The sequence below is a fragment of the uncultured Nocardioides sp. genome (assembly GCF_902805925.1).
Lineage (GTDB): Bacteria > Actinomycetota > Actinomycetes > Propionibacteriales > Nocardioidaceae > Nocardioides.
The window spans coordinates 22332-35191 of the sequence record NZ_CADCUP010000108.1; the positions used below are offsets into that span (position 1 = coordinate 22332).

A 12860-nucleotide genomic window follows, 5' to 3' on the forward strand; every position below is an offset into this window, starting at 1 on the left:
ACCCACATGAGAGCCGTGGGAGTGAACACGTGGGTGTGGGTCTCACCCCTCACCGACGACAACGTGGCCACCCTGCTGCGCACGGTCGCGGACCTGGGGTTCGACGCGGTGGAGATCCCACTGGAGAACGTCGGTGACCTCAGCGCCGAGACGGTGGGTGCCGCCCTCGCGGACACCGGCCTGACGCCGTACGTCGTGGGTGCGATGGCCCCGGGGCGGGACCTGGTCTCGACCGATCCCGCCTCGGTGGCCCGCACCCGCGACTACCTGCGGGGCTGCATCGACCTGGCGTCGTCCGTCGGCGCCAGGTCGGTGTGCGGGCCGTTCTACGCGGCCACCGGCCGGGTGTGGCGGATGGACCCCGCCGAGCGCACCGCGGCGTACGCCGGGATGCGCGAGGGCCTCGCGCCGGTGGTCGACCACGCCGGCGAGCGCGGGGTCACGCTCGGGATCGAGCCGCTCAACCGCTACGAGACCTCGCTCGTCAACACCGTCGACCAGGCCCTCGAGGCCTACGACGCGATGCTGGGGCCGGCCCTGGGCCTGGCCCTGGACACCTACCACCTCAACCTCGAGGAGCGCTCCACCGCCGACGCCGTACGACGCGCCGGCACCCACCTCGTCCACCTCCAGGTCTGCGGCAGCGACCGGGGTGCGCCGGGTGGTGACCAGACCGACTGGCCGGCGCTGCTGGCCGCTCTCGACGACGTGGGCTACGACGGGCCGCTGAACATCGAGAGCTTCACCGCGGAGAACGCCTCCATCGCGACGGCGGCGTCGATCTGGCGGCCGCTGGCAGCCAGCCAGGACGCCCTCGCCCGCGACGGCCTCGCGTTCCTGCGCTCACTGACGGCCGCCCCGGCGGCCAGGGAGAGAGAAGCCTCATGACGACCCCGAGTCTCGGTGTGGCCGTCATCGGCCACGCGTTCATGGGCAAGGCCCACTCGCACGCCTGGCGCAACGTGGGGGCGTTCTTCCCCGAGGCGCCCCGCGTCCGCCAGCAGGTGCTGGTGGGCCGCGACCCGGCCCGGGTGACGGCCGCCGCACGCGACTACGGCTGGACCGACGTGGCGACCGAGTGGACCACCGTGCTGGACCGCGACGACGTCGACATCGTCGACGTGTGCGTGCCGGGTCACCTGCACGCCGAGATCGCGCTCGCCGCCCTCGCCGCCGGCAAGCACGTCCTGGTCGAGAAGCCGCTGGCCAACACCGTCAAGGAGGCCGAGCAGCTAGCGGCGGCGGCCGCCGAGGCGCACCGGCACGGCGTGGTCTCGATGGTCGGGTTCAACTACCGACGGGTGCCGGCCCTGGCGCTGGCCCGCCGGCTGGTCGCCGAGGGGCGGCTGGGCGTGGTGCGCGAGGTCCGCGCGGCGTACCTGCAGGACTGGCTGGCCGACGACGACGCCCCCATGAGCTGGCGGCTGCGGCAGGACACCGCCGGCTCGGGGGCCCTGGGCGACCTCGGCTCGCACGTCGTCGACCTGGTCCGCCACCTGCTCGACGACGAGGTCGCAAGCGTCTCCGGCGACCTGCACACCTTCACCCGCGAGCGCAGCGGTCCCGACGGGGTCGAGCGGGTGACGGTCGACGACGCGGCCTGGGCCTGGCTCGGCATGGCCTCGGGCGCCCGCGCCAGCGTCGAGGTCAGCCGGGTGGCCACCGGCCGCAAGAACGGCCTCTGCCTGGAGCTGTACGGCACCGAGGGCGCCCTCACCTTCGACCTCGAGCGGCTCAACGAGCTCCACGTGACCGGTCGCGACGGCGGGTTCGAGCGCATCCTGGTCACCGAGCCGACCCACCCCTACGTCGGTGCGTGGTGGCCGCCCGGCCACACGCTCGGCTGGGACCACACCTTCACCCACCAGGCCTCGGAGCTCCTCTGCGCCATCGCCGCCGGCGAGGCAGTGCGGCCCTCCTTCGACGACGGCCTGGCCGTGCAGCGCACGCTGGCCGCGGTCGAGGACAGTGCCCGCGACGCCGGTCGGCGCATCCACCTCGACAGCGCGATCGGAGCCGCTCCATGACCAGGCCCTACACCCTGTTCACCGGCCAGTGGGCGGACCTCACGCTGGAGGAGGTGGCGGGCCTGGCGGCCGGCTGGGGCTACGACGGCCTGGAGGTGGCCGTGTCGGGGGAGCACCTCGACGCCTGGCGCGTCGACGAGGACGGCTACGTCGAGGAGCGCCTCGCGCTGCTCGAGCGCCACGGGCTGAGGCTGTGGGCCATCTCCAACCACCTGACCGGCCAGGCCGTCTGCGACGCCCCGATCGACGACCGCCACCGCGCCATCGTGCGCGAGAGGGTGTGGGGTGACGGTGACGCCGAGGGGGTGCGGCAGCGCGCCGCCGAGGAGATGAAGCTGACCGCGCGTCTCGCGCAGCGGCTCGGCGTGGCGACGGTGGTCGGCTTCACCGGCTCCTCCACCTGGCCCTACGTCGCGATGTTCCCGCCCGTGCCGGCGTCGACCATCGAGGCGGGCTACCAGGACTTCGCCGACCGGTGGAACCCGATCCTCGACGTGTTCGACGAGTGCGGCGTGCGCTTCGCCCACGAGGTGCACCCCTCGGAGATCGCCTACGACTACTGGACGACCCGGAGGGCCCTCGACGCCATCGGCAACCGCCCGGCCTTCGGGCTCAACTGGGACCCCAGCCACATGATGTGGCAGGGCCTGGACCCCGTCGCATTTCTCACCGACTTCGCCGACCGGATCTACCACGTGGACTGCAAGGACACCCGGATGCGGATGGGCGGGGGCCGCAACGGCATCCTGTCCTCCCACCTGCCGTGGGGCGATCCGCATCGCGGCTGGGACTTCGTCTCCGCGGGCCGCGGCGACGTGCCGTGGGAGGACTGCTTCCGCGCCCTGTCGGCGATCGGCTACGACGGCCCCATCTCGGTGGAGTGGGAGGACGCCGGGATGGACCGCCTGCACGGCGCCCCCGAGGCGCTGGAGTTCCTGCGGCGCTTCGACTACCCGCCGCCCTCGGCCGCCTTCGACGCGGCGTTCTCGCAGTAGCCACCGGCGGCGTACGACGCCCGGCGGTCACCGCCGGACGCGGAAGGTCCTGCTGCCCCTGAACCGGCTGACCGGGGTCGGATCGTCGGCCTCGGTCATGAGGGGGCCGGCCCGCTGGCCGGCGAGTGCTCCCGACGACGCGGCGGTGCCTGCGGACGCGGGAGCAGCGAGCGCCGAGCGCCAGCACGAAGGGCCACGGCCAGGGCGGAGGAGGTGATGCGCGTGCTGCACCGCACCCGCCGGCCGTCCACAGGCAGAGCGCCCGGCTGGGGACGAAGGACCCCGTCCTGTGGAGGAGCGGGAGCGCTCCTGTGCACGAGCTGTGGAGGACACGCCGTTCCGGAGAAATGTCGGGGGAAGGCGGCCCGAACCCCTTGTGCGTCGGGGCCTCGCGGGCATAGAACTCTCTCTACCAGCACCGCTCGCGGGGCTGGGGGTCGGACAGGAGAGACGGTCCAGACGGCGACTTCGGTCGTCGCGCAGCACCGGTGACGGGCGCTGTGGGACTCAGGAGGCCTGATCGATCGACCGGGCGTCACCACTGGTCACCCCGAGGGGCTCCTGATGCTCATACCATCAAGAGCCCCTCACCCTATTTCCCGTGCGTGACGAGACCCTGCCGACTCTGGCGGGCACCGCGCCGGCCGTCAACCAATGCACGGTGACGACCGGGTGACGTGCTCACTCGCCGGCCGGCCGGACCAGCGGCGAGAGCGCCGGGTCGTCGGCCGGGAACGACCGCACCGGACCCGGCGGGGTGTCCCGGGTCTCGAACCGCACCGTCACCACCCCCCGGCCCGATCCCCACACCCAGCCCTGGCCGTGGTCCTCGTGGACGACGTCCATGCCGGGCGCCCACGTCGTGCGCCCTGACGCCAGGATCCCCGGCAGCGAGGGGTGCTCCTCGTCGGCCTCCTCGTCGGCCTCGCCGAAGAGGTCCTCCTGGATCCAGTCGGCCAGACCCGAGACGCCGACGCCGAGGAGGCGCACCCCGCCCGAGGTGTCGAGGTCTGTCAGCAGGCCGCGGGCGAGCCGGCCCACCGCCGCGGCGCTGTCGGTCGGCGCCGGCAGGGTCGTGGAGCGGCTGAGCGTCGTGAAGTCGTGCAGGCGCACCTTGATGCTCACGGTCCGGCCCGAGAGCCCGTGCTTGCGGAGCCGCTCGGCCACCTGGGCCGCCTGCCTGGTCAGCAGCCCCTCCATCAGGCGGCGGTCCACGAGGTCGGTGTGGTAGGTGTCCTCGACGCTCACCGACTTGGCCTCGCGCTCCGCGACCACCGGCCGGTCGTCGTCGGCGCGCGCGAGCCGGTGGAGCCCGTGACCGTGCGCCTTGCCGAGCAGGCGGACCATCTCGTCCTCGCTGACCGCCTCGATGTCGGCGACGGTGGTGATGCCGGCACGACGCAGGCGCTCGGCGGTGGCGGGCCCGACCCCGGGGATGACCGTGGCGCTCATCGGCCGCAGCAGCTCGCGCTCGGTGCCGGGCAGCACCACGGTCAGCCCGTCGGGCTTGTCCAGCTCGCTGGCCACCTTGGCGATGAACTTCGACGAGCCGAGACCGACCGACGCGGTCAGCCCACCGGTGGCCTCCGCGACCGCGGCGCGGAGGCGTTCGGCACAGGCGGTGACGGTGGTGACCTCGTGGTCGGGGAGGTCGGCGGCGAGGAGGTCCACGAACGCCTCGTCGAGCGAGAGCGGCTCGACCAGGGGCGAGGTCGTGCGGAGCAGCGCCATCACCTGGTCGCTGCTCTCGCGGTAGGCGTGGAAGCGGCCCGTCAGGAACGCGGCGTGCGGGCAGCGGGAGCGGGCCTCGCGCGTCGACATGGCCGAGTGCACGCCGTACGCCCGCGCCTCGTAGGACGCGGTCGCCACGACGCCCCGGCCGCCCACGCCGCCCACCACCACGGGCCTGCCCCGCAGCGAGGGCTTGTCGCGCTGCTCGACGGAGGCGAAGAACGCGTCGAGGTCCAGGTGGAGGACCGAGGCGGAGGCGCGCACGCGTCGATTCTGCGGGATGCGGGCCGCAGCTCGTTCACAGACCTGCCGGTACGCCGCTCGTCCACAGCCCACGAGCCGGCCCCGCGCGGTCGTCGGCGTCCGCGGGCAGCGTGGCCGCATGAGCCGACACCCCAGCCCTCGCCCCGATCCGCCCCCGCCCCTGGCCTCGATGACGGCCCGCTGCCCCGAGGACCTCCTCGCCTTCGTGCCCGTCGCCCTCGGCTTCGTGCCGCAGCAGTCGGTCGTGCTGCTCACCTTCGGCGCCGGGCCCTCCTTCCATGCCCGCGTCGACCTGCCGTCGCACGAGAGCGACGTCCCGTTCGTCATCGAGGCGCTCGTCGACCCGTGCCTGCGCCACGACGTCGAGCGGGTGGTGATCGTGCTGTACGCCGCCGCTCCCTCCCTCGTGCGTGACCTCGCCGACCGCCTCGAGCGTGCGCTCACCCGGGAGGGCATCGAGGTGCTGGAGCTGATGTGCGCCGACGGCCGGCGATGGTTCCCCATGCTCCCCGGCCGCGCGGACCAGCCCCGCGGCGTCCCCTACGACGTCTCGGCCCACCCGTTCGCCGCGGAGGCGGTGGTCGCGGGCCTGGTGACGCACTCCTCCCGCGATGCCCTGGCCGCCACGCTGTGGCCCGATCCCGTCGCGGTGGCCACGGTGTCGGACGTCCTCGGCGGCGTCAGCCCCGCGGACGCCGGATGGGTCCGGGCCCTCACCCACCGACACGCCGGCCGTGGCACCGTGCCCGAGCCGGCCGACCTGGCACGGCTGCTGGTGTCGATCGCCGACCCCGTGGCGCGCGAGGGCGCCTGGTGCGCCATCGAGCGGGCCGACGCCCGCGAGCACGTCGCCCTGTGGACCTGCGTGCTGCGCTCGGCACCCGAGCGGCTGGTGGCCGGCCCGGCGGCCGTGCTGGGCTTCGCGGCGTGGCTCGCCGGACACGGCGCGCTGGCCTGGTGCGCCGTCGAGCGCGCCCTCGAGGCCGATGGCTCCTGCAGCCTGGCCGACACCGTCTCGGGGCTGCTCGTCTCGGCCGTCCCGCCCAGCCGGTGGCGACCGCCCGGCCCGCCGCCCCCGGGCGGTGCGGCAGCCCACGCCTCGGGAGGGGCCGCGTGACGGCTGCTCGTCCGACCCCGGTTGCCCTATCGTGCCTGCATGGGTGAAGAGGTCGAGGCACAGGAGTTCTCACGCGCCGACCGCACGCGCCACCGCGAGAAGGTGCGACGCTGCCTGGACGTGTTCGCACGGATGCTGCGGGAGGAGCGCTTCGACACCGACGACCCGATGACCGGGCTGGAGGTGGAGTTCAACCTCGTCGACGAGCTGGGCGACCCGGCCCTGAAGAACGCCGAGGCGCTCGAGGCGATCGCCGACCCCGACTTCCAGACCGAGCTCGGGCAGTTCAACATCGAGATCAACGTGCCTCCGGCGACCCTGCACGACGGCGGCCTGGCGCAGTTCGAGGCCAACCTGCGCCGCAGCCTCAACGACGCCGAGGCCAAGTCGGCCCGGGTCGGCGCGCACCTGGTGATGATCGGGATCCTCCCGACCCTGGCCGAGGGCCACATGAGCACGCACGCGCTGAGCGCCAACCCGCGCTACAAGCTGCTCAGCGAGCAGATCCTGGCCGCCCGCGGGGAGGACATCTCCATCTCCATCGCCGGCACCGAGCGCCTCGACACGACCGCCGACTCCATCGTGCCGGAGGCGGCCTGCACCAGCACGCAGTTCCACGTGCAGACCTCACCCGACGACTTCGCCGACTACTGGAACGCCTCCCAGGTGATCGCCGGGGTGCAGCTCGCCGTCGGTGCCAACTCGCCGTACCTCCTGGGCCGGCAGCTCTGGCGCGAGACCCGGATCCCGTTGTTCGAGCAGGCGACCGACACCCGCAGCGAGGAGCTCAAGGCACAGGGCGTCCGGCCCCGGGTGTGGTTCGGCGAGCGGTGGATCACCTCGGTGTTCGACCTCTTCGAGGAGAACGTGCGCTACTTCCCGGCGCTGCTGCCCATCACCGACGCGGAGGACCCGCTCGACAAGCTCGAGGCGGGCGACACCCCGGGCCTGCCCGAGCTGCGCCTCCACAACGGGACGATCTACCGCTGGAACCGGCCCATCTACGACGTCGCGGGCGGGGTGCCGCACCTGCGCGTGGAGAACCGCCTCCTCGCAGCAGGCCCCACCGTGGCCGACACCATCGCGAACGCGGCGTTCTACTACGGGCTCGTCCGCGGCCTCGCCGAGAGCGAGCGGCCGCTGTGGTCGCAGATGTCCTTCAGCGCCGCTGAGGAGAACTTCCACGCCGCGGCACGCCACGGCATCGACGCGCAGGTCTACTGGCCGGGCATCGGGGGAGCGGTGCGCGCCACCGAGCTGGTGCTGCGACGCCTGCTGCCGCTTGCCCACGAGGGGCTCGACTCCTGGGGGGTGCCGTCCGTTGACCGGGACCGGCTGCTCGGCATCATCGAGCAGCGGTGCCTGACCGGAGTCAACGGTGCGGAGTGGTTCGTGCGCCGGATGGAGGACCGCTCCTCCGAGGACCGCGCCGACGCGCTGCGAGCGACCCTGCTGGAGTACCGCGAGCGCATGCACACCAACGAGCCCGTGCACACCTGGGTGTAGCCCTCAGCTGCGCCGGCGCAGGCGTCGCCACGCCTGTCCCGCGCCCGTCACCGGGTCGAGCCAGCCGTGGCGGGTCACGACCACGAACCGCAGCGGCAGGTCCGCCTCGGCGAGCGCCGCCCGTCCCGCGGCCGACCACGCGAGGTCGGCGTCGCCCACGCACAGCGGCCCCGGACGCGTCGTCCACGCCCACGGGTGGGCGGTGTGCGACCGCGCCCGGTGCAGCAGCGCGGCCGCGACGTCGGTGCGCACCGTGTGGTCGAGGTGGTCGTCGCGGCCCGCCTCGAACCAGCAGTCGGCACCACCGGGCAGCCCGGCGTGCACCCGGAGCGTGAACCTGCCGCGGGGCTCGCGCTGCTTGAGCTCCAGCACCGCCGCCCGCAGCGTGCGCTGCTCGGCGCGCGAGGAGGCGTCGGTCACGATCATCCGGTTCAGCCTGCCGGACGGCGGCACGCCGGGCCCTCGCGGGTCCACAGGCTCCCACTGGCGGGTGGGATTGGGTACCGTGCCCACGGAGCGGTCCGACGAGGAGCCGCCGCAGTGCAGCGAAGGAGGCCGTCAATGGGGACTGTCGTGGTGGGCTATGTTCCGAAGCCCGAGGGAGATGCCGCGCTCGACACCGCGATCGCCGAGGCGAAGCTGCGCGATGCGAAGCTGGTCGTGGTCAACTCCCACCGGGGCGGCACGGAGTTCGACGGCCCCGCGGCGCGCCAGGCCGAGTCGGAGATGGACGACGTCCGCAGCCGTCTCGACAAGTCGGGCGTCGGCTACGACCTGCGCCAGATGGTGCGTGGCTTCGAGCCCGCCGAGGACCTCATCAGCATCGCCGAGACCAGCTCCGCGGAGCTCATCGTGATCGGCCTGCGCCGCCGGTCGCCGGTGGGCAAGCTCATCCTGGGCAGCAACGCCCAGCGCATCCTGCTCGACGCTCCCTGCCCGGTGCTGGCGGTCAAGGCGGGCTGACGCAGCCCCGAGGCTCCGTCCCGCACCCCGGCGGGTGTGCGGGCCTCAGGCCAGCGCCTCCGGGCGTCGCCGTCGAAGCCTTGCCTCTGTATCCCTTGCCTCTGTATCCCTTGCCTCTGTGTCCCTTGCCTCGACGGGGTCGCCGCACCGCGCGCCGGCCGCGACACTGCGCCCATGGCACTCCACATCACCGGTGATCCGGCGGCGGACGCCGTGCTCGACGGGTCGCCGTTCGCCCTCCTCGCCGCCATGATCCTCGACCAGCACATCCGCTAGCCACGAACAGCAGATATCCAGCGGCAGGTCGAGGCAGACCCGTGATCCACTGGTGCAGTTCCACCCCCGAAGCACCTGGGCGACTACCCCCACGGTGCTTACTGGGTGGCGTACCCGCCACCGGGTCACGTGGAGCCCGACGAGCCCAACTACACGGTCGACGGGGACACCACCAGGTTGATGGGGGACTACGGCGCCTCGGTGCCGCTCTGGACCAAGGGAGACGGACTGGTTCCCGATGATCCGGAGTGGCTGCGGAGGGCGCTTGCGTCGAGCGACTCGCTGATCGACGCTCGCAGCGAGTGGGGCAACGCCATGGAACATCTGGACGCCAACCCGCCACTGCGCACCGGGGAGGCGTTCCGCGACCTGGATGAGCGTGCCCGGGACCTCGTCAGTCGCCTCCAGCAAGAAGTCGGGTCGCGCTTCACCATCACGTACAAGCCCTGCTGACTGGCGCACCGCCCGGGACGTCATACGAATCGTGGGTCGGAGCGCTCCGTTCGTATGACGTCCCGAGGGCCTGGCGGCATGATGAGCGGCATGGGCTTTCACATCACCGGCGACCCCGCGGCCGACAAGGTGCTGGACGACTCACCTTTCGCGCTCCTGGCAGCGATGATGCTCGACCAGCAGTACCCCATGGAGCACGCGTTCCGCGGGCCCGCCAAGGTGATCGACCGGTTCGGCACCTTCGACCCCGCCGCCATCGCGGCCGCGGACCCCGACGAGTTCGCGGCCATGGCGGCCGTGACGCCGGCGATCCACCGGTTCCCCGGCTCCATGGCGGCCCGGCTCCAGGAGCTCGCCCGCATCGTCTCCGAGGAGTACGACGGCGACGCCTCCCGCATCTGGACCGGGGCGGCCGACGGCAGGGACCTGCTGAAGCGTGTCATGGCCCTGCCCGGCTTCGGCAGGCAGAAGGCCCAGATCTTCGTCGCGCTGCTCGCCAAGCAGCTCGGCGTGCGCCCCGACGGCTGGGAGAAGGCGGTGGGCGCCTACGCCGAGGCCGGTCACCGCTCGGTCGCCGACGTGGTCGACGCCGCCTCACTGCAGAAGGTCAGGGACTTCAAGAAGGCCCAGAAGGCCGAGGCGAAGGCCGCCGCCCGGACGGACTGAGCGCCACGCGCGGGGGCGTGCCCGGTCCCCTTGAGGGCCGTGGCATGATTGCGACCGCGGCTCTTGACGTAACCGGGCCTTGCCGCGCCCCGATGTCGTTCACGAGAGGTGTTCGTGTCTTCGAACGCACGCAAGCTGCTCCCCGCCGAGGTTCTCGCCCATCCTGCCGTCGCCGCCCTGGTGCAGCGCGGCACGAGCACTGGCACGGTCTCGCCCGAGGAGGTGCGCACCGCCAGTGACGACGCCGCCGTCGATCCTCGCCACCTCAAGGCGCTGCTGACGCACCTGAGCGGGCTCGGCATCATCGTCGACGTCTCCGCCGCCGGCGGTCGTGCCGCCGCTGCCACCACGGCGCGGAAGACCACGACGGCCAAGGCGGACGAGGGCACGGCCACCCAGGTCGCGGCCCCCGCCAAGAAGGCTGCTGCGAAGAGGGCGCCGGCGAAGAAGGCCGCCGCCAAGAAGGCCGCCGACGTCCCGGTGGCCGTCGGCCCCGACGGCACGAAGCTGCTGCCCGACATCCCCGACGAGGAGTTCGAGAAGGACGTCGTGACCGACCCGACGATCAAGGAGGACGAGAAGTCCGCCTCGTTCGTCGTCTCCGCCGCCGACGAGACCGACGAGCCCGAGCAGCAGGTCATGGTCGCCGGCGCCACCGCCGACCCGGTCAAGGACTACCTCAAGCAGATCGGCAAGGTCCCCCTCCTCAACGCCGAGATGGAGGTCGAGCTGGCCAAGCGCATCGAGGCCGGCCTCTTCTCCGACGAGAAGCTGGCCAAGGGCGGCAAGGTCAGCCCCAAGGTGCTCGAGGAGCTCGAGTGGATCGCCGAGGACGGTCGGCGCGCCAAGAACCACCTCCTCGAGGCGAACCTCCGCCTCGTCGTCAGCCTGGCCAAGCGCTACACCGGCCGCGGCATGTTGTTCCTCGACCTGATCCAGGAGGGCAACCTCGGCCTGATCCGCGCGGTCGAGAAGTTCGACTACACCAAGGGCTACAAGTTCTCGACGTACGCCACCTGGTGGATCCGCCAGGCGATCACCCGGGCGATGGCCGACCAGGCCCGCACGATCCGCATCCCGGTGCACATGGTCGAGCAGATCAACAAGCTCACCCGGGTGCAGCGCGAGATGCTGCAGGAGCTCGGCCGCGAGCCGACCCCGGAGGAGCTCGCCAAGGAGCTCGACATGACGCCGGAGAAGGTCGTCGAGATCCAGGGCTACGCCCGCGAGCCGGTGAGCCTCGAGACCACCATCGGCGACGACCAGGACTCGAGCCTCGGCGACTTCATCGAGGACGCCGACGCGCCGATCGCCGCGGAGGTCGTGTCGTACGGCCTGATGCAGGAGCAGCTCGGCGAGGTGCTGCGCACGCTGACCGACCGCGAGGCCGCCGTCGTGAAGATGCGCTTCGGCCTGGTCGACGGCCAGCCGCGCACCCTCGACGAGATCGGCCGCGAGTTCGGGCTGACCCGCGAGCGCATCCGCCAGATCGAGAGCAAGACGCTGTCCAAGCTGCGCCACCCCTCGCGGTCGCAGAAGCTGCGCGACTACCTGGACTAGGCGTGCAGCCGGTGTCGCCGGCGGAGTTCGAGGGCTACGTCGCCGACGCGCTCGACGAGCTGCCGCCGGAGCTGGTCGCGCAGTTCAGCAACGTCGTGGTCGTCGTCGAGGACGAGAACGCCGAGGACCCCGACCTGCTGGGGCTGTACGAGGGGGTCGCCCTCACCGAGCGGGACCACTACACCGGCACGCTGCCGGACCGGATCAGCCTCTACCGCATCCCCCTGTGCCTCATGGCGGAGGACCTCGACCACCTGGTCGAGGAGATCCAGGTGACGGTGGTGCACGAGTTCGCGCACCACGTGGGGATCGACGACGAGCGGCTGCACCAGCTCGGGTGGGACTGAGCGCAGGCGGGTAGGTGCGCTGTGAGCAGCCTCACCCGCCCAAGTGCTACCGGAACAGCGGGCGTGAGAGGATCGTTGGGAACTTCGCAGGCGCCTGGACGACAGGTGCCGGCTACCGGGACGTCACGCCGTCTCCGCACGTCGCCCCCGAGGCGCCGCAGCGCGGGTGTGGGCTGACCGGTCCCGATGCCCCCGCACTGACCCAGGAGATCATCCATGTCCGCCCCCGCACGCCCCGCCGACGTCGTCGACGCGCTGGTCGAGCGCTCGCGCACCGAGGGACGCCTGTCCCTCGAGCAGCTCCGCACCGCGTTCGACCACGCCGGCGTCGGCCCTGCCGAGGCGCGCACCGTCCTTCGCCAGCTCTCCGAGCAGGGGGCGGTGCTCCTGTCGGAGGACGCGGCCCCCACCACGACCCGGAGCCGTCGCGCCGCGGCGAAGCCGGACGGAAGCAAGGCACCGGCCGCCCGGCCGGCCAAGCGGGCCGCCGGCCCGCAGGAGAAGCGTCCGGCCGGACGCACCGTGGCAGACGGCGCCGCCGCCGAGCCGCTCGTTGAGGAGTCCAGCGTGCCCGTTCAGACCACCCCGCCCACCGCCGCCACCAAGGCTGCGGCTGCCGCGAAGCCGGTCAAGCAGACCAAGGCCGAGGCCGAGGCCGCCGTGCTCGAGTCGCAGCAGCCCGACGGCGACACGGTGTTCGCCGAGCCCGTCGCCGCACCCGTCGTGGTCGCCGACGAGGACAAGCCGCTCGCGCTCGACGAGCCGCCGCCCGGCATCGACCTGGTCAAGGCCTACCTCCGCGAGATCGGCCGCGTCGCGCTGCTGACCGCCGAGATGGAGGTCGACCTGGCCAAGCGCATCGAGGCCGGCCTGTTCGCCACCGAGAAGCTCCGTCAGCACAACGTCGGCGAGACCAAGATCCCGGCCGCCATGCGCCGCGACCTGGTCGAGATCG

13 protein-coding genes are annotated in these 12860 nt (G+C 72.6%); 11 read left to right on the forward strand and 2 right to left on the reverse strand.

What is annotated here, in order from left to right; all coding sequences use genetic code 11:
* Nucleotides 1–6: 6 nt before the first annotated feature.
* The 3 genes from QZX64_RS07610 to QZX64_RS07620 are packed head-to-tail and all read left to right on the forward strand — an operon-like array spanning nucleotide 7 to nucleotide 3022.
* Nucleotides 7–888: a sugar phosphate isomerase/epimerase gene (locus QZX64_RS07610; protein ID WP_295658088.1), complete on the forward strand. Its 882-nt coding sequence runs from the start codon at nucleotides 7–9 to the stop codon at nucleotides 886–888.
* Nucleotides 885–2027 (forward strand): Gfo/Idh/MocA family protein, encoded by a 1143-nt coding sequence (locus QZX64_RS07615; protein WP_295658090.1) that lies wholly within the window; start codon nucleotides 885–887, stop codon nucleotides 2025–2027. The genes QZX64_RS07610 and QZX64_RS07615 overlap by 4 nt, the downstream gene beginning before the upstream one ends.
* Nucleotides 2024–3022, forward strand: a complete 999-nt coding sequence (locus QZX64_RS07620) for a sugar phosphate isomerase/epimerase (protein WP_295658092.1) — start codon at nucleotides 2024–2026, stop codon at nucleotides 3020–3022. The genes QZX64_RS07615 and QZX64_RS07620 overlap by 4 nt, the downstream gene beginning before the upstream one ends.
* A 681-nt stretch (nucleotides 3023–3703) precedes the next feature.
* Here the strand turns inward: QZX64_RS07620 and QZX64_RS07625 are convergent.
* Nucleotides 3704–5017 carry a DNA polymerase IV gene (locus tag QZX64_RS07625; RefSeq protein ID WP_295658094.1) on the reverse strand — a complete coding sequence of 438 codons (1314 nt, stop codon included), beginning with the start codon at nucleotides 5015–5017 and terminating at the stop codon, nucleotides 3704–3706.
* Between the two features lie 118 nt (nucleotides 5018–5135).
* Between QZX64_RS07625 and QZX64_RS07630 the strand changes: the two genes are divergently transcribed.
* Both QZX64_RS07630 and QZX64_RS07635 read left to right on the forward strand, forming a co-directional pair.
* Entirely contained in the window at nucleotides 5136–6134 is a 999-nt protein-coding gene (locus QZX64_RS07630) for a DUF4192 domain-containing protein (RefSeq protein ID WP_295658095.1), read from the forward strand.
* Between the two features lie 39 nt (nucleotides 6135–6173).
* Complete coding sequence (locus tag QZX64_RS07635) at nucleotides 6174–7640, forward strand: glutamate--cysteine ligase (protein WP_295658096.1); 1467 nt, start codon at nucleotides 6174–6176, stop codon at nucleotides 7638–7640.
* Between the two features lie 3 nt (nucleotides 7641–7643).
* Here QZX64_RS07635 and QZX64_RS07640 read toward each other — a convergent pair whose 3' ends face one another.
* Nucleotides 7644–8066: a hypothetical protein gene (locus QZX64_RS07640; protein WP_295658098.1), complete on the reverse strand. Its 423-nt coding sequence runs from the start codon at nucleotides 8064–8066 to the stop codon at nucleotides 7644–7646.
* Between the two features lie 135 nt (nucleotides 8067–8201).
* Between QZX64_RS07640 and QZX64_RS07645 the strand changes: the two genes are divergently transcribed.
* The 6 genes from QZX64_RS07645 to QZX64_RS07670 form a co-directional block, all read left to right on the forward strand.
* Nucleotides 8202–8603: a universal stress protein gene (locus tag QZX64_RS07645; protein ID WP_295658100.1), complete on the forward strand. Its 402-nt coding sequence runs from the start codon at nucleotides 8202–8204 to the stop codon at nucleotides 8601–8603.
* A 405-nt stretch (nucleotides 8604–9008) separates the two neighbouring features.
* Nucleotides 9009–9332: a hypothetical protein gene (locus tag QZX64_RS07650; protein ID WP_295658102.1), complete on the forward strand. Its 324-nt coding sequence runs from the start codon at nucleotides 9009–9011 to the stop codon at nucleotides 9330–9332.
* Between the two features lie 90 nt (nucleotides 9333–9422).
* Complete coding sequence (locus QZX64_RS07655; RefSeq protein ID WP_295658104.1) at nucleotides 9423–9998, forward strand: HhH-GPD-type base excision DNA repair protein; 576 nt, start codon at nucleotides 9423–9425, stop codon at nucleotides 9996–9998.
* 108 nt (nucleotides 9999–10106) lie between these two features.
* Nucleotides 10107–11558: an RNA polymerase sigma factor gene (locus tag QZX64_RS07660; RefSeq protein WP_295658106.1), complete on the forward strand. Its 1452-nt coding sequence runs from the start codon at nucleotides 10107–10109 to the stop codon at nucleotides 11556–11558.
* 11 nt (nucleotides 11559–11569) lie between these two features.
* A complete protein-coding gene (locus tag QZX64_RS07665) occupies nucleotides 11570–11905 on the forward strand; it encodes a metallopeptidase family protein (RefSeq protein ID WP_366558530.1) in 336 nt (111 codons plus the stop codon).
* A gap of 216 nt (nucleotides 11906–12121) precedes the next feature.
* Nucleotides 12122–12860 (forward strand): sigma-70 factor domain-containing protein (locus QZX64_RS07670; RefSeq protein ID WP_295658110.1); only part of this gene is annotated, 739 nt, incomplete at its 3' end.

Coding starts and splice junctions, on each gene's coding strand:
- QZX64_RS07640 (WP_295658098.1), bottom strand. CDS start 8,066: ATGATCGTGACCGACGCCTCCTCGCGCGCCGAGCAGCGCACGCTGCGG.
- QZX64_RS07635 (WP_295658096.1), top strand. CDS start 6,174: ATGGGTGAAGAGGTCGAGGCACAGGAGTTCTCACGCGCCGACCGCACG.
- QZX64_RS07630 (WP_295658095.1), top strand. CDS start 5,136: ATGAGCCGACACCCCAGCCCTCGCCCCGATCCGCCCCCGCCCCTGGCC.
- QZX64_RS07620 (WP_295658092.1), top strand. CDS start 2,024: ATGACCAGGCCCTACACCCTGTTCACCGGCCAGTGGGCGGACCTCACG.
- QZX64_RS07615 (WP_295658090.1), top strand. CDS start 885: ATGACGACCCCGAGTCTCGGTGTGGCCGTCATCGGCCACGCGTTCATG.
- QZX64_RS07655 (WP_295658104.1), top strand. CDS start 9,423: ATGGGCTTTCACATCACCGGCGACCCCGCGGCCGACAAGGTGCTGGAC.
- QZX64_RS07610 (WP_295658088.1), top strand. CDS start 7: ATGAGAGCCGTGGGAGTGAACACGTGGGTGTGGGTCTCACCCCTCACC.
- QZX64_RS07645 (WP_295658100.1), top strand. CDS start 8,202: ATGGGGACTGTCGTGGTGGGCTATGTTCCGAAGCCCGAGGGAGATGCC.